Below are 16442 nucleotides of genomic sequence, written 5' to 3' on the forward strand. Positions count from 1 at the left end.
AATTATCCTTGTGGGCACTTTTCCAGGAGGACTAAACTATTTCACTGAGTAATTGGAGTTAAGCGGAAATTCTTACCTACTCCGTTACCAGTATTAATATCAGCCAAAATGGCATCCATATTTGTATGCACCGTTGGAGCATGAAGCGCTCCTTGCCACGGAGTACGGCAAGCGAAATCAGTGTGTGGGAACAACCCGCCAGAGACAACGCCAACTACCTTGCCGTCTCTTAATACTGGTGCACCGGAATCACCAGGTCCAGCACATATTTGGGTAACGGTTGTACGTTGGTTAGCTAACCATGTTAGGCCACAGGTAGTACCGGTTGCGATACCTTGTTTGCAGGTAATTTCTGTTCCCTCAGCTTGATTTCCACCTAAACCATCAATGGATATACCACTGTAGCTTGTGGTAATTGCAGCATTGGAGCCCAGTTCAATAACGGAATAGTCCAAGGTTTCGCCACGAGAAACCACTGTGCCGCTAGCACCGATTCGCCAAGAATCAGCAGAAGTCACCGTATCGCCTACTTGACCGCAGTGTCCGGCGGTAATAGCAACTTTGCGTCCTTGTTCATCAGTACCAGTGGCGGCGATAGTACACAAATGACTATCACCAACATATACCGGGGTTCCTGGCCCATAGAGCGAGATACCTTCGGCTTCAAAGCGAAGCGACTCTGGTGGTACATCCGGCTGGTTAAAATAAGAACCTGCAACACGCTGCAATACTGGGTCTAGGCTTTGTGCAGCAACGCGTGAACCAATGTCATAGTGCCAGTGGTAGTTTGGCCCATCAACAATAGGACGAAATTCTTCTTTGGTTGGTGTTGCTTGTTGGGCAGTTGGGTCAAACTGAGTTTGCGGTGCAGGTTGCAAGTGGGCATCGACATTAAAAGCATTCCGCTCAATCTCATCGATTACTTGAGAAACGTGCTGCTCCATATCGTATTGGATCTGATCGAGAGCAGCAGTGTCTTCTTCTGAAAGCGGTATGCCAAAGGCCGCAGACAGCTGCGTAGCAGCATCCGCGACCTTAGGAAGATCTAGCGCATGAACTGGTGGTATCACTCCCGCATACAAAGTAGTACAAACCAATGCAATTACTGTGTTACGACGAAGCGACGAGCCCATGGCCTTTTTAAGCCTCTCTGATGAGATATTCCAACGGATTAATATGTTTATCTATCTTGTCATGAAAAACAAGTTTTTCACATATCCCGCACGGAAAAAGACTTAGTCGATTTCAATAAGTCCCTGACCACCTTGAACAGGATCGCCGACGGCAACATTAATTGCCGAAACGACACCCGCATTAGGAGCAGTGATCTCGGTTTCCATCTTCATAGCCTCAAGGATCAGAAGAACCTGACCTGCTTCAATTTCCTCGCCTACTTCGACGAGAATCTTAAATACGCTACCGGCGAGCGGTGCAACTACTGCATTAGCAGCTACGCCTTGAACGCTAGCGTTAGAAGGTTCTGCGGAATTGCTTCCGCCTGCACCAGGGCCACCGAAGACGATGGAACCAAGCTGGCGCTGCTCCTCTTCAACTTCGACATCGACCTGGTAGGCAATGCCGTTTACAGTCACATTGAGTTTCATTTGTGTCCCTACATCTTGGTTTGTGCGATAGTGCGGCGCTGGACGTTTTGACGTCCTTGCGCAGCCCAGGTGTGATGGCGTGTTGCATAATGCACAGCCTTGATCTTGCCGCGATTACCCAAAAACGCAGATACTGCTGCCGAGATAGCAATAACTATGTCTTCTGGGATAGACGCATCTGAGCGCCGTCGCAGCTCTAGGATTTCCGCCTCAGCTTTATCGAGGCGTTCGGTCAAGGTATTGACCAGCTTGACAAGCTCAGCATTAGAAAGCTCACTCATGAACGTTTCTCCTTATACCGGGCCTAGGCCGTGCTTCTTGGCAGGACGGGTAACGCGCTTATCAGCAAGGATGCCAAGTGCATCGGCAATATGCAGACGCGTCTCAGCAGGATCAATAATGTCATCAACCAAACCACGGGATGCAGCCATAAATGGAGTAGAGAACGTATCCTTGTACATCTGGATAAGCTCTTCACGCTTAGTAGCGGGATCCTCAGCATTTTCAATTTCTTTGCGGAAGACCACATTCACAGCACCATCGGCACCCATCACAGCAATCTCTGCGGTAGGCCAGGCGAATACTCGATCGGCACCAAGATCCTTAGAGCACATAGCCAAGTGCGCGCCGCCATAGGACTTGCGTAGCTCAATAGTTACCTTTGGCACGGAAGCAGCAGAGTAAGCATAAAGCATCTTCGCACCGTGGCGAATAATACCGCCATGTTCCTGAGCCACACCAGGCATAAAGCCAGGTACATCAACAAAGGTAACCAATGGGATATTAAAGGCGTTACAGAAACGGATGAACTGGCTGCCCTTATCGGAGGAGTTGATGTCCAATACACCGGACATAACATTTGGTTGGTTAGCGATAATACCGACGGTACGACCGACAATACGAGCAAAGCCAACAACCAAGTTCATTGCATAACCGGCCTGGACTTCAAGGAAGTCGCCATGATCGACGACGCGAGTAATAACCTCACGGACGTCATAGCCTTTCTTGCCGTCGACGGGCACAATATCACGCAGTTCTTCATCGGGTTCTACCACTGGATCAGGATCCACGATTGGTGGTTCCTCAGTGTTGTTCTGTGGCAGGAAGCTAAGTAGCTTCTGGGTGATAAGCACAGCTTGCTCATCATTGTCTGCGATGAAGTGGATATTGCCGGCTTTAGTCATATGTGCATCGGCACCACCAAGTTGCTCGGAAGTCACATCTTCGCCGGTAACAGACTTGATCACACCAGGGCCAGTAATGAACATATTTGCCTGGCGGGTCTGGATAATGAAATCGGTCAAAGCTGGCGAATACGCAGCACCACCAGCACATGGTCCAGCGATAATAGAAATCTGTGGTACTAAACCGGAAAGCAAAACGTTTTGGTAGAACACCTTGCCATAGCCAGACAGGGAGTCAATGCCTTCCTGTACGCGAGCTCCACCAGAATCGTTGATAAAGATAAATGGAGTACCAGTGGTTGCCGATGCCTCCATCATTGCAGCAACTTTATTCGACTGTGTCTCACCAGCAGAACCACCCATAACGGTGAAATCTTGCGAGGCAATATGTACTGGACGTCCATAAACAGTACCCGAGCCGGTAACCACGCCATCAGCAGGTGCTACCGCCTTATCCATGCCAAAATGGGTGGTGCGGTGTTTAGCGAACATACCGGTTTCACGGAAGGTGTTCTTATCGACCAATGCGTCGATACGCTCACGAGCGGTTAGTTTGCCTTTTTCGTGCTGCTTGTCGATCTTCGACTGTCCGCCACCGAGCATGACCTCTTCGCGGGCTTTAGCCAGCTGCTCAAGGCGCTCGGCCATAGAAAGTTCTTTAGCCATTAGGGTTTTCTCCTTATTCAGCTGGCTCTACCATGACAGTCTGGGAACGACCGCCAACAGTGACCTTATAAGTAATTGGTTCCAGCACGGCTTCATTGTCGCGCTTCTTCATCTTCGATGGATCCTTGCCCACGTTCTTTGGACCTTCATCGCGGGTCTTAAAGAAGCCTGGGGCAACACCTGGGAACAGTGCGTTGGTGAGCACATCCTCGTCAGTGCCGTCGAAGCCTTCCAATTTGCTTGCTTCTTCAACCAGGTTATCCCACTCAGGATCAAGCAGATCCGCAGGACGGGTGGTAATCGGATCCTTCTTTGTTTGAGCCGCAGCCTGCTGGATCAGCTCTGGGTCGCGCTCACCAATGCACTCACCGTAGTAGCCGAGCATAAGATCAGCGAACTCGGCGGTCATTACCTTATAGCGACCCATTAGTACGTTGAACACAGCCTGGGTGCCAACAATCTGAGAACTTGGGGTTACCAACGGTGGATAGCCAGCGTCTTTACGTACGCGAGGAACTTCAGCCATCACTTCGTCGATACGATCCCCAGCACCTTGGGCAGTGAGCTGACTTTCCATGTTGGAAAGCATGCCGCCTGGAATCTGGGAAAGGAAAATGCCGGTATCAACTAAAGTCTTTGACTCGAATTCCTTATACTTCGGACGAATTGCTTTGAAATGGTCACGAATTTTAACCAAGCGATCCATATCTAGATCGGTGTTATAGTCGGTGCCCTCCAGCATTTCCACCAAGGACTCGGTTGGGTTGTGTCCTGGACCTAAGCTGAGCGAAGAAATTGCAGTATCGACCACATCTGCGCCCGCTTCGATAGCCTTCATCAAAGTAACTAAGGTAACGCCAGTGGTGGAGTGGCAGTGCACGTTAATCTGCACATCACCATAGGTATCCTTAATACCGCGAATAATGTCATAGGCTGGCTGTGGCTTTAATAGGGCTGCCATATCCTTCAAGGCAATAGAATCTGCACCCATATCAAGCAAACGACCAGCTTGTTCGATATATCCTTCCACCGTGTGCAGTGGGCTTACGGTATAGCAGATAGTGCCCTGCGCGTGTCCATCAACTTTCTTCACCGCTGCCATAGCGTGTTCAAGGTTGCGAGGATCGTTCAAAGCATCGAAAACGCGGAAAACATCCATACCGTTTTCCTTGCTCTTTTCGACGAACTTATCAACCACCATATCTTCATAGTGGCGGTAACCTAGCAGGTTCTGGCCTCGCAGCAACATTTGCAAACGAGAATTAGGCATCAATTCACGGAAGGTACGCAGCCTCTTCCACGGATCTTCATTTAAAAAGCGGATGCAGGCATCAAATGTAGCGCCACCCCAGCACTCCACGGACCAGAATCCCGCCTTATCAATATCCTCGCAAGCATCGACCATGTCTTCCATGGCCATGCGAGTGGCAAATAGGCTCTGGTGCGCATCGCGCAGAGCGACTTCGGTCACTCCAATTGTTCTCGGACTCATAGTTCACAATGTATGCGTATTTTCCCCCTAATGCAGAACCTTTACCCCATTTTTATCTCGTTTAAAATCACACCCGCCAAAACAAACAGAAACCAACATAAACAAAACAGTTATCTCAAGCAAAAATCCGCAGCTCATCGAAAAAATCCCACATTTAAACACCAAATACATGCAGGTTGTGAAGTATCTCTCAAATCATTAAAACGGGTGTAGTTTTTAAGATCCGAACGGGCATCTATCACGCATTCGTAGACATAAACACACACATAATCACATTAACCAAAGATTCCGCACCCACCCCCGTAATATATGACATCCGATATCAGGTAACCGGTAAATTCCCCTCCCCCAGGTGCAAAACAAATAAAGAACAAGTAAGGGACAGGCGCTGCTTTAGTCAAAATTCCAATAGCACTTACTAAAAGTCATACGAAACGGGGCTATTTCCAACCCACCTAACTACATACTTGACCTAAACGTCGATACGCGAGAACTCTTTTAATGACTTCCTAAAATAACCACAGGAAAAACTCAGACTCTAGAACTATCCTGTGTGAGTATGCGTGCAACTATGACAACCATTACGATTCTCCTCGCGGCAGGGGTTTCTCTTGTCTCATGCGCAGAAGATATCGAAGAAAATGATAAAAATGTTGGCCAATTCATCGGTGACCTTGAAGAAATAGAAAAGGCCAATGCGGAAAAAGAACATACCGACGATCCACCAACAACATTAGGTTCCACACCCATACCTCCTCTGCCCATTGCGAAAGCACTTGGCTTTAAAACGGAAGGTTAAACAGCCCTGGGGGCAACCAAGAAAAACTTCTTGATTACCCCATATTTTTAGATACGATATTTTTAAATACACGCCCGGGCAGGTATATCCCGACACACGCTACCTACGCGTCTACTAACAGCAGCGGCTACCCAATCATTCTTCAACGAAAATACGCTAGGAAGAAAGAGAACCCAAGCCACCAGAATATGCTGGACGAGAAACCTGAGGTTCCTGTAGGCGATTATCCCCACCAGCTTCTTGCCTAGGTTCTTGCGCTCCATCTTCTCTAGGTTGTGGATATAGCGGAGGATTCCACACAGAATCTTCACCAATAGTGTTTTCGATCCACTCATATAAACCATGCAAGGACGCAAAAGATACGGCACCATTTCCGCGAAGATAGGAAGCTGAGGTAACACCTGCTATCTCACCATCAACAAAAAGTGGACCACCGGAATCACCACGACCATTACGGGTACCGCTACGGTGATAGCCAAAAAATGAACCCTCTTGCTCCCGAGGACCACCCAGACCCCACGCATACTTGCCAATATCCACTTGAGCAGACGCCAATTTCAACCCAGTACCATTACCCCAACCATAAACGGTTCCCTCAGTACCAAAATCTGCTTTTCGACGCCGGATTGCCGGAATATTAGCAACATTCAACGGTGTAGTCACATGAGCTAGTGCCACATCACCGGTAGGCGCTAGTAATGCATAATCTGAAATGTATTTAAGCGATGGATCTTTACGTTGTGCGCGATCAATGCCGGTATAAACAGAACGTCGTAAATTCTGAACTTCCACACAGTGGCGGGCAGTAAGAACCCATTGCGGAGCCACAACAGCTCCAGTACACGCAGAAATTTGCACCACTGCCGCAGCGTTACTATCACCATCTTGGACTTCGCTACCATTAACTAATGCCTGCGAGGTAGCTGGGGTAACTAAACACATAAGGGTTGCCCCAATAGCCGCTAAAGTTTTTCGCACAACATTCCCTCTTTTTAAGAACGCATTACTTTTACAACAATGCGCTAATAACTAAGACGATCAAACTTGAGAAAAAGCAAGAATTTTCTCAGGTTTTTGTTCACCCTACACGCCATTTCCCAATTCTCCAATAATGAAAACCACCCAATGAATATGCGTGTTTCCGTTACTAAAAGTTATACCCTCAGAATGTAGGAACAACAGTCACACATTCTTCGCCAGTAAAACTTGAGCTTTTCAACAAATATTTTCTTAAAAATTTTTAATTACCTGCGACTCAACTTGGATCGATATAAACCCGTGACAAGGAATTTTTACACTCCTCGCCGATTAAATGCTTAATTCTTGGCATCAAAACCAGGCCATGGGGCTAGTAAAAACTTGTCTATACAGAGATAAAAATGTATAACCTATAGATACCTAAGAGAAATATAAGAAATTACAAGCGGCAGTATTTTCATCTCTACGATTCAGCTACTTCCACTTCTACAAGAAAGCCACCAAACAAATGCGTCATTCTTCCGACAATGCATCAATCCGCAAGCGTGCACTTACATTTGCGTGCATCTGCGCCACCGCTATCTCAACTGTTTCTATTGCGTCTACCGACGCAGCTAGATCTGATGTTGCCACCGAAACAAAGATACAACGCCGATTCCCAAACGACTGCGTAGGTGCAGAAGCCACCATCGACTCACTAACGAGTACAAAACCCATCAGCGAGCTAAAAACAGGCGATACGGTCACTTATCATTTCACCCTCAAAAACAATAATTTTGACAACGGCGAGACCCTCTACCCACTAGGATATATCAATCCACTTATCGATGGTAAAGAAATTCGCAAAGACATTAAGGGTAACGTTATTAACTTCACCTGGCCGGGGGAGGAGCTAGTTCTCAAAAAAGGCGAAATAGCAACAGGTTCCTACATACATAAACTTACCGAAGACGAAGCCAAAAACCAGAAAATAACCAAACATTTCGAATTCCCTAGCGGTGAAAGTCCCATAGCAAGCCCTTCATGCTCTCTTGTTGCAGAGAGTGAACACTCATTCGGATTCCTTCCAGAAACCAGCAAACCAAATAAACCAAAAAATACCCCAACTCCTTCAGCTTCAGCAGCACCAAAGCCTGTGCCAAGCTCCAGCAAGACATCCACACAAACATCTACCTCAACATCGGAATCAAAGCCCGCTCCAGCGCCAAAACCTAACCCGGAACCAGCTCCCATGCCAGAGCCTGCCCCAATGAGCATATTTGATACGATTCTTAAGCTCATTAAAAGTATCTTCAACTTTTTTAGCTCTATTTTTAAGTTCTAAAACAGAACTAAATAACTTCATTTCTCCTGGAAAATGCGCATATGTTTTTGCGTATTTTCCAGGATTTTCTTTTATATACTTACCTATATATTTACCCCACAAGTTTCACACCATTAGAGCAACAAAACCATATGGATTGATTTTAAATTCCTCCAATAAGGACATACGAATGGTTTTAAAACTCTTTACTTCTAAATCTTTAACAATAAATCCCTAAACATCACAGGGGAACTCAATTATAAAAATTTCACCAGTGTGGAAGATTTCTGGCAGGGCGTAGACAATTACATAATTCTGATACAACAATGAACGAATCCAACAACGATTCAAGGGCCTAACTCCGATGCACTATCGGAATCAGGCCCTTGACCGCTTAACCACTTAGAACCAAACCAGTCCAACTTTCAGAGGCTAGTTCAAAGATAGAAAGAGCTTTATTCTCAATTAAGCAATCACACGCGAGCGTTTAAAATTTGATGCCCACAAAATTGCTACTGCAGCAATAATCCAGCAGGATAGAACTATCAAAGGTGTGGCTATGGCATTGCCGTCAAAAAAGGAAATATTACGAATTAATGTTCCCGTAGCACCAATTGGCATTGCCTGTCCAATAGCACCCCATGGGCTAGGCAACCACTGCGCACCAGTAGCAATACCTGATAGCGGATTTGCGATAAAAATCATTAATACCGCGGCTAAACCAATACCTGCATAACCCCATAGAGATTCCAAAGCCTGCACAGTCAAAGAAATTGCAGCAATACCTACTGCCACAGCAACAGTAACCGCTAAATATTCACCAGTAATAGTGCCATATGCGTTAAGGATTCCGGCTACGCACAACCCACCCATAATTGCTACGGCGGTTACTGATAAAAGCTGATCGAGCAAGCGTCGTTTAGTAAGCCTCGAAAACATCACTCCAGAAGCCATACCACCAAAAGCTAGTGGCAATGCCAACAACGATAAACCTAAACCTTGGGGGTCACCCTCATTAAGCGGAGCGATATCTTCTACCACAATATTTGCTGGCACGCCCTGTGCCTGAGCTTGCATAGCCTATGCCATTGTTGATAGCAACTGTTTATATGGTGTTCCCGCCGCGCCGGCAACAAGTATCCGCGTTCCTTCAGGGCTAGCAATAATGGCGCCAATAGCTTCCCGATCCATAATCATCTCACGCGCAGTCTCTGCATCAGCTACTTGCTCAATATCAAATGCACCAGGAGAACTTTGTGTTAACTGTGCGCTTATTGTCTCCACCATAGGATCAGGGCCGACAATAGCAAGCGGAAGATCCTTTGGCCCAGAATTCATCATTGGTGCCATAAAAGCCAGCAACATCAATACAATAACTGCTGCAATACCTACGCTAGCTCCTAATAGCTGACCATAATACTGAGGACGCTTTACTTGTTTTTCCATTGAAAACCTCCAAATAAATGAAACGCTTTGATCCATATATGGATCATATCGCTCCGTTTAATCTGAAAGCAAGTAGAACAAAGCGATTCAGATAGTTATGATGAACACACATAAATAAAAATAAGGATGAAAAATGCGCGCAGATGCCCAAGAAAATCGTCAAGAAATTCTAGCTACAGCTCGGACAATGATCATTGAAAAAGGCCCCCATTTTTCTATGCGTTCCCTTGCCGCCGCAGCAGGAGTAGGCATTGCTACCCTACTGCGTCATTTCCCAAGCAAAACAGACCTCATTATCGCCATTGGCGCCGAAAATGCTGCCATCCTTAATGATCTTGTCGAAAAAACCCTTGAAAACTGGGACGATAACCCACAAACCGCGCTGTATGAATTCTGTTCCACATTGGCAAAATTTCGCATTTCTGCCATGGCAGTTGCTATGGGCGATAGCGATATTGTCGCTGAACTCTATCCCACTGCTCAAGGTAAAGAAATTATCAACTCGATCTATACTCCCCTAAAAAAAATCGTCGATAAGGCACACGAAACAAACCTTATTGATACATCAATTGACCATATTCACTTCCACCTTGGCTTAGTCACTGTCACCCGACCACTCGCCTTATTCGTCCAAGAGCTTGCACCCGACTACCAAGATTGGCTGTTAACTACTTATCTAACTGGTATCCGCCCTCAAAACAAGGTCAATGCTAAAAATAAGTCAGTTTGCTAATAATCCAGCAAGCTAAATTCGACGCCTCTGCAATACCTACAAAGTTAAAAACCGGGAGAGCGTTCATTTTTGAACATGCTCTCCCGGTTTTCAGCTCTTTATTTTAACCAAAGGTTAGCGAGTACGCAGTAACACTTGACTCAGGCTCTAAAGTGATGATGCCATCAAGAGGCTCATCAGCTTCATAAACATCTATTGAACCATCAGCAACGTCGAAAGTCTTGCTGCTGCCATCAGGGAAGGTAGCTTTTACTTTTCCTTGTCCCGATACCACAAGCTGAACTTTAGCCGCATGCACGTTGATCGACAGCTTCGCATCCTCAACAGGAATAATGTGGTCGCTCTTCACATTCCACTTACCACTGAGCGAGTATTGTCCAACGCTAGGCTCTTTGTAAGTGAATTCACGTTCGCCGGAACCATAATTATCGTTGTTGAAGTAGCGAGCACGTTCAGCACCTAGATAGGTCTCTGGGTTACGCTGCTCAGTAAGATTGGCATCAGCGTCGCCATCAGTTTCAATCGGATCAGGTAGCTCAACATTTGGGTTAGCTTGCTTGAGCAATTGACGCACGAGTTGCTCGGTCTCAGCATAAGCACCTTCACCCTCATGAATATGGCGTACATTACCTTGCGCATCAATCAAATACCGTGCTGGCCAGAAGCGGTTGTTGAACTTCTTCCAGGTAATAAAGTCATTATCCTGTGCCACTGGATAGTTGATACCCTCGCGCTCGGCTGCTGCACGCACGTTGCTGGCCTCATGCTCAAAGCTGTACTCAGGGGCGTGTACACCAACTACCTGCAATCCAGCGTCTTTATACGTGTCATACAACTTGGTGATGTGCTCACCGGCACGCTGGCAGTTAATGCATGCATAAGCCCAGAAATCAACCAATGTTACGTTTCCATCATGGGTGCCCACCGGCTGATCTGTGTTGAACCATCCAGTTAGACCTTCAAATTCTGGAGCCTCGCCACAGTCATGAAGGGTACCTTTATCAGCGTTACGGCAGGAATCAAGGTTGCCATTTCCTCCGCTGTTAAGCGCATTTTGAACTACCTCATTGCCACTGATTTGTTCTTGTACTCCGGCAGTCCAGTCTGGAAGGCTACGCTGTAGTTTCTCAGGAACATTCAAAGCGAGTGCCAATGCCAATGCCAGAATAATTCCACCAACAATACCCCGATGCTTTTGGACAGCCGCAATGCGCTCACCCATCTTGTTACCAGCAAAAGCGAAAACAAGTAATGGAAGGCTAGCACCAACAGCGAACGCTACGGTCAAGATCACTGTGGATAGTCCAATATCACCAGTTGCGCCGGCGACCGTAATAGCGGCAAGGATTGGTCCTGCGCATGGAACATACACTGCACCCAGCGCCAAGCCGATGGCAAAACCACCTTTATTACGTGCTTTCAGCTGCAGTGATGTTGGCCGTGGAATCCGGCTAAATGGTGCTTCAATCCATTCACCAAGCTTAGGCACAATCATGCCTATGCCCACCAAAACCAGCAATGCGATACCGCCCCAACGCAGTACGTCCTTAGGTAGTCCCAGCGCACCAAGAATCAGAGTTCCCACCAAAGTAATAGTGGCAAAGCTTAGTGCCAGGCCTGAGATCACATGAGTGGGTTTGCGGTCTACAGAAACCGCCAAAACGATCGGAAGGACTGGAAGGATACACGGGGATATACCGGTGACAATGCCACCAATAAGCCCGATTAAAATAAGTTCAAACATGTGCGTTCCTTTATGTGCTTTCTGTTTCGGCTTTAACGATCTTTTGGGAGCACGGCGCCTTCTGGCGGTAACCATGCGCGGCGGCTCCCTACACACTCACGACGCAACAACGATAACGCGGTGCGCGAGCCGTCACTAAGCAATACGGAACATCCAAAACATTTAGATTGGATAACCTCAATTACCCAGGTAAATACACTGAAATCAATACTGAAACAATGAGTCAAATAATTATTTTTATTTTTTCCAATCCGCTACACACGATGCCTCCGAAGTACTCAATGAGCGCGGAAAGTAAGCCGCGTAATACACCAGAACTCAGTCTTATATAAGGAGCACTGACAACCATGAAAAAGATCTCCATCCGCAATGCACTTATCATCGGCGCATTCTCTGTAGCAGCTCTTGGACTCGCAGCATGCGGTGACGATCCAGCTGTTAACCCAACCTCGGTCACCGAGTCTTCCCAGCCATCTGATGCTATGGAAAAGATGGAAAAGGACGCCATGGAGAAAGACGCAATGTCTAAGGATGCAATGGAGAAGGATGCTATGTCCAAGGACGCAATGTCTAAAGATGCTATGGAAAAAGACGCCATGGAACACAAGGAAGGCATGGACGGCAAAGATCACATGGATCGCATGGAGCACACCAATCCTAGCGATGCAATGAAGCACTAAAAACTTGCCTTTTCTTATGTAAGCCTTGCAACCACAGCCTTGACACCTCACCAATAATTCATGATTTCCGCCCTTTCCGTTGTAGAGTTACCGGTCATGGACCCCGATAACCTGCTTGTTGCCAGCGCCCACGGCGACCAGCGGTCATTCGCCGCTCTCTATGACCTACTAGCCCCGCAAATGTTGGGTTTAGCAGTGCAGATTATTCACGATCGTGCACAAGCTGAGGAAGTCATACAAGAGGTATTTATTGAGCTGTGGCGCAGTGCTAAAAGTTACGACCCAGCCAAGGGCAGTGCTCGCTCCTGGGCGCTACGGCTTACCCGCTTGCGTGCAATCGATCGCTTGCGTACCGACGTAGCCATCAAACAGCGTGACAACAAGGATTTCCTAGAACAGGCCACAACGTGGCATGCAGCTGAGGAAGAAGCAGTGGAATCGCTGGAATCACAGCGAATTCGCCAACTTGTCGATGATATCGGCGAGCCACACCGCACCGCCGTCATGCTGGCTTATTTCTCTGGTCTCACTCACCCCGAGATTGCCCAGGTCACCGGCGTTCCTCTTGGAACCGCCAAAACCCGGGTCAGAGATGGACTTAAAAAACTTCGCTCAGCGATGAGCCTCATGCAAGGAGGTGCATAATGTCCCCCACAGGACATAGCGAGCCTTTCGACGACTTCCCCCCCGATGTCGAAGATCTATTGGCGCAGGCACCTGCACCAATAACCCCTTCAGCTCAATTACGAGACAACATCCTCGATGCCATTGCAGCTACTTCCCAAGAGGAACCAGAAGCCACATATGAGCCATTGGATAACACTCCCGCTGAACCTATTGCAGATGTTATTCAACTACCTGCACGCCATAAATTTATGCGTGGATTTCTTGCCGCTGCAGCCTCAGTTGCCATAATCGCTGGCGGCTTTACACTTTGGCCGCAAGCAGATCCACATGCAGAAATGCACAGCATCCTCGCAGCTTCCGATGTTCGTCAGGCCAACACGGACGCCATGGGCGCATCTTTGAATATCGTTGTTTCTTCATCAATGAATGAGGGCGGTGCGCTTGTTGATGGTGCCCCCAAACTCAACGAAGGCATGGGCGCGCAGGTATGGGCAGTAATGGAAGACGGCTCCACAAAATCTGCTGGTGTTATTGGACCCGAAGATCATGATGGAGTATGGATGCCTTTACCAGGAGAAACTTCAAAAGTGATGATCACCGAAGAGCCACTCAAAGGCAGTACTGAACCAAAAGGGACAGTTCTTGCGATAGTAAAGGTGTAAATAGAGCGCATACCTAATATAAGGGGTTAACGAGCAATGGGTCCTCGTTAACCCCTTATTTTTAATCGGCAACTATCAATGCATAGCTGCACTAAAAATCAAAAGATAGTTACCCTACTTCTATTCTGCATAAAACAACGCAACAACTTTATCTGTTTGAAATTACTAGTACCCCTAAAAACACCAGTGTGCTAGCAGCACGCAGGTTATCGTCGTAATGCTTGACGACGATCTGCAAAGATCAGTGACCGCATAGCCACAGCTTTTGCAGCAGAACCAGCCAACGCCCAAGTCATCGTACGGCCTCGCAGTGAAAAAGTTGTCATCGTCGACTGTCCATCTAGTGAAGGCAACATCGCCATCACAACCATTGAGGTTGCAAAACTCGTCGTCATCCCCACCTGCACTTCGGCTATTGAGGTTGCCATTGAACCCACAAAAGCTGCCACCTCACGTATGCCGTGCTACTTACCAATGTGCAGCTTGGTACCAACGCACTTAAAGATTTCAAGAACATATTGAAAAACATCAAAAACCCGTTGTACTTCTCATCTAATGCCTCAACTCATAGATCTCAAACGCACTGAGATACTACTCTCAAAAGTTTTCACGGCGGCGAAGAAATAACCAAGTCCATCATTGCCCCTGAAGAGGAATGCGTACGATGAACAATGCCATGATGCGACGAGCGTGCAAAACAACCAGTTACTTCTGTCCAAGATGTCTTCCATCGGCAATCATGACATTCAATTGAAACCAGCCCCGACCTCACCATATATAGTACTACATATGGTACTACCCCGTTATGGGTCGTGGAGTGGAAGACATAGTAGCGCGCATGAGAAAATCGTCGAAAAACATTCGCTTTTCCGACCTTGAAAAGGTATGTGACTACTACTTTGAGAACCGCAACTCGCAAAAAACTTCTCACCGAACCTACAAAACACCATAGCCAGGTGACCCACGCGTCAATATTCAAAATGACAAAGGAAAAGCCAAACCATACCAAGTAAGCCAAGTACTACAAGCTATCGACAAACTAACCACTATCAACGCCTCAGGTATCGAAAACCAGGAGTAGCCAAATGGATATCAGTAAGTACACCTACCAAGTGTCTTGGTCAGAAACTGACCAAGAATATGTTGCCACTGTCGCCGAATTTCCTTCGTTATCGTGGCTAGATACCGAATTTCAGAAGGCTCAAGCCGGTCTATTTAATCTCGTTGCCGAAGTTGTTTCCGACATGGAATCATCCGGAGAAAAAATCCCCAAGCCTCTTGGCGAACGTGAGTATTCAGGAAAGTTCAACGTGCGTATTCCCCCTTCCCTGCATCGTCAACTCGCTATCACTGCACAAACACAGGGTGTCTCACTCAACACGCTTGTCAACAATAAGCTCGCATCAACCTAAACACACCTACTACACAGCCACACACATATGGCTGTTCATTTCATTCAATAAATAGTGGAATCCTAGCAAGCTATAAAACTAGCTTTTCAAATTCTCACAATAATCAGCCTCTACATACAACCAATATCATTCTTTTAAAAAATTGTTGACGCCTTGTTTCGCTCATTGTCAACCATAAGAACAAGGCTCCGCAGGAATAAAGGTAGGTATAACCAGTTTCTCTACCGAAGGTAAACAACGAAGTAGGACACGATCAGTTATGGTCTACATGGGATTCTAAGCCAGATTATGAACCGAAAATATTTTCTCTAGCACAGACCGGGATAATCAGATATCGCCCCGGAAATCTGCACATCAGCAACCTCATCAAGTATCCAGCCCTTTACTTCCAGTTAAGTCTTTCGTGCAACCTGACAATGTATGCGGACTTCCAAAACTCCGCTCACGATGAACTACCCGATCTGTTGTCCCTAGTGGAGCTTTACTGCAGAAAAACCTCCGGTACGGCCAAACTTCCTTGAGGGTGCGACGCAGCATCTGGGGATAGCACCGTGTTGATCAGGAACCCAGATCTACTTCTGTTGGACAAACCAACCAATGGTCTAGACGCGATAGAAAATAAAGATTGCCACGGGCTTCTTCGCCACAAACCCTTGCGCTGCGGGAGACCCCCTTGTGAGGGGTAGACCCCTTAAAGTAGCGATTGCTTTCATCAAGCGATGAAGGTAAGCGTCGGGTTAACGCAGGCAATCCGCACATCGCGGGTGCAGTTCCACCTCGGGCGCATTATTGAATATCGACATATAATGTCGATATTTGATACGTACTCTAGCGGATCGAACTGCCTTGGAAAGGAATTCATGAAAACAAGAAAGAGCAAATGGAAGTTAGGCTGCGGAGCCGTATTCGCAGTAATCGCAGTGGCTCTGACGACAGTCAGCTACATTTACGGGCCGGCAACCGTGGCTGTCTTTACCGGTAAACCGTTCTACCTGATCAAACCTAGTCCCACGAAATATGGCAAAGATGTTATATCTATTGTCGAGGCACTGGGGTTGTACGCAGACTCCCCTGAGTTCTCGGAGGCGAAAACCCACGCGCTGGAACAGATC

Annotated in this window: 19 protein-coding genes; 7 read left to right on the forward strand and 12 right to left on the reverse strand. The window is 47.0% G+C overall.

Features of this window, described 5'->3' with window-relative positions:
* Window positions 1–41: 41 nt before the first annotated feature.
* From UL82_RS08670 to UL82_RS08690, 5 genes are all read right to left on the reverse strand, one after another.
* Window positions 42–1133, reverse strand: coding sequence for a S1 family peptidase (locus UL82_RS08670; protein ID WP_052735927.1), 1092 nt, complete (start codon window positions 1131–1133; stop codon window positions 42–44).
* Between the two features lie 102 nt (window positions 1134–1235).
* A complete protein-coding gene (locus UL82_RS08675; RefSeq protein ID WP_046440440.1) occupies window positions 1236–1604 on the reverse strand; it encodes a biotin/lipoyl-containing protein in 369 nt (122 codons plus the stop codon).
* An 8-nt stretch (window positions 1605–1612) separates the two neighbouring features.
* Entirely contained in the window at window positions 1613–1885 is a 273-nt protein-coding gene (locus tag UL82_RS08680) for a hypothetical protein (protein ID WP_046440442.1), read from the reverse strand.
* 12 nt (window positions 1886–1897) lie between these two features.
* Window positions 1898–3454 carry an acyl-CoA carboxylase subunit beta gene (locus UL82_RS08685; protein ID WP_046440444.1) on the reverse strand — a complete coding sequence of 519 codons (1557 nt, stop codon included), beginning with the start codon at window positions 3452–3454 and terminating at the stop codon, window positions 1898–1900.
* A 13-nt stretch (window positions 3455–3467) separates the two neighbouring features.
* Complete coding sequence (locus UL82_RS08690; protein ID WP_046440446.1) at window positions 3468–4946, reverse strand: methylmalonyl-CoA carboxytransferase subunit 5S; 1479 nt, start codon at window positions 4944–4946, stop codon at window positions 3468–3470.
* A 559-nt stretch (window positions 4947–5505) separates the two neighbouring features.
* Between UL82_RS08690 and UL82_RS08695 the strand changes: the two genes are divergently transcribed.
* A complete protein-coding gene (locus tag UL82_RS08695; RefSeq protein ID WP_046440448.1) occupies window positions 5506–5745 on the forward strand; it encodes a hypothetical protein in 240 nt (79 codons plus the stop codon).
* A 156-nt stretch (window positions 5746–5901) separates the two neighbouring features.
* Here UL82_RS08695 and UL82_RS08700 read toward each other — a convergent pair whose 3' ends face one another.
* From UL82_RS08700 to UL82_RS11555, 3 genes are all read right to left on the reverse strand, one after another.
* Window positions 5902–6723 (reverse strand): S1 family peptidase, encoded by an 822-nt coding sequence (locus UL82_RS08700; protein ID WP_052735928.1) that lies wholly within the window; start codon window positions 6721–6723, stop codon window positions 5902–5904.
* 513 nt (window positions 6724–7236) lie between these two features.
* The gene (locus tag UL82_RS11085; RefSeq protein WP_126316767.1) at window positions 7237–7470 is read right to left on the reverse strand and encodes a hypothetical protein; all 234 of its coding nucleotides are present in this window, start codon (window positions 7468–7470) and stop codon (window positions 7237–7239) included.
* A gap of 180 nt (window positions 7471–7650) precedes the next feature.
* Window positions 7651–8004, reverse strand: coding sequence for a hypothetical protein (locus tag UL82_RS11555; RefSeq protein WP_126316766.1), 354 nt, complete (start codon window positions 8002–8004; stop codon window positions 7651–7653).
* Between the two features lie 356 nt (window positions 8005–8360).
* Here UL82_RS11555 and UL82_RS11095 point away from each other — a divergent pair, with 356 nt between their 5' ends.
* Window positions 8361–8432, forward strand: coding sequence for a hypothetical protein (locus UL82_RS11095; RefSeq protein ID WP_126363984.1), 72 nt, complete (start codon window positions 8361–8363; stop codon window positions 8430–8432).
* Between the two features lie 59 nt (window positions 8433–8491).
* Here the strand turns inward: UL82_RS11095 and UL82_RS10665 are convergent, their stop codons facing one another.
* Together UL82_RS10665 and UL82_RS10670 are read right to left on the reverse strand one after the other, a co-directional pair.
* Window positions 8492–9103, reverse strand: coding sequence for a hypothetical protein (locus UL82_RS10665; RefSeq protein ID WP_052735929.1), 612 nt, complete (start codon window positions 9101–9103; stop codon window positions 8492–8494).
* Between the two features lie 3 nt (window positions 9104–9106).
* On the reverse strand, window positions 9107–9472 hold the full coding sequence (locus UL82_RS10670; protein WP_052735930.1) for a hypothetical protein: 366 nt from the start codon (window positions 9470–9472) through the stop codon (window positions 9107–9109).
* A 133-nt stretch (window positions 9473–9605) separates the two neighbouring features.
* Between UL82_RS10670 and UL82_RS10675 the strand changes: the two genes are divergently transcribed.
* Window positions 9606–10205, forward strand: coding sequence for a TetR/AcrR family transcriptional regulator (locus tag UL82_RS10675; protein WP_052735931.1), 600 nt, complete (start codon window positions 9606–9608; stop codon window positions 10203–10205).
* Between the two features lie 103 nt (window positions 10206–10308).
* Here UL82_RS10675 and UL82_RS08720 read toward each other — a convergent pair whose 3' ends face one another.
* Entirely contained in the window at window positions 10309–11949 is a 1641-nt protein-coding gene (locus UL82_RS08720; protein ID WP_046440452.1) for a cytochrome c biogenesis protein DipZ, read from the reverse strand.
* A gap of 347 nt (window positions 11950–12296) precedes the next feature.
* On the opposite strand from UL82_RS08720, the gene UL82_RS08725 reads away from it, so the two are divergent.
* The 3 genes from UL82_RS08725 to UL82_RS08735 are packed head-to-tail and all read left to right on the forward strand — an operon-like array spanning window position 12297 to window position 13918.
* On the forward strand, window positions 12297–12629 hold the full coding sequence (locus UL82_RS08725) for a hypothetical protein (RefSeq protein WP_046440454.1): 333 nt from the start codon (window positions 12297–12299) through the stop codon (window positions 12627–12629).
* A gap of 60 nt (window positions 12630–12689) precedes the next feature.
* Window positions 12690–13274 (forward strand): sigma-70 family RNA polymerase sigma factor, encoded by a 585-nt coding sequence (locus UL82_RS08730; protein ID WP_083966456.1) that lies wholly within the window; start codon window positions 12690–12692, stop codon window positions 13272–13274.
* Window positions 13274–13918: an anti-sigma factor gene (locus UL82_RS08735; protein WP_046440458.1), complete on the forward strand. Its 645-nt coding sequence runs from the start codon at window positions 13274–13276 to the stop codon at window positions 13916–13918. Before UL82_RS08730 ends, UL82_RS08735 begins: the two co-directional genes overlap by 1 nt.
* Window positions 13919–14124: 206 nt before the next feature.
* Here the strand turns inward: UL82_RS08735 and UL82_RS08740 are convergent, their stop codons facing one another.
* The gene (locus tag UL82_RS08740) at window positions 14125–14367 is read right to left on the reverse strand and encodes a hypothetical protein (RefSeq protein ID WP_046440460.1); all 243 of its coding nucleotides are present in this window, start codon (window positions 14365–14367) and stop codon (window positions 14125–14127) included.
* Window positions 14368–15003: 636 nt separating this feature from the next.
* On the opposite strand from UL82_RS08740, the gene UL82_RS08745 reads away from it, so the two are divergent.
* The gene (locus UL82_RS08745) at window positions 15004–15330 is read left to right on the forward strand and encodes a type II toxin-antitoxin system HicB family antitoxin (RefSeq protein WP_046440462.1); all 327 of its coding nucleotides are present in this window, start codon (window positions 15004–15006) and stop codon (window positions 15328–15330) included.
* Window positions 15331–16442: the final 1112 nt, after the last annotated feature.

This window comes from Corynebacterium kutscheri (genome assembly GCF_000980835.1).
GTDB lineage: Bacteria > Actinomycetota > Actinomycetes > Mycobacteriales > Mycobacteriaceae > Corynebacterium > Corynebacterium kutscheri.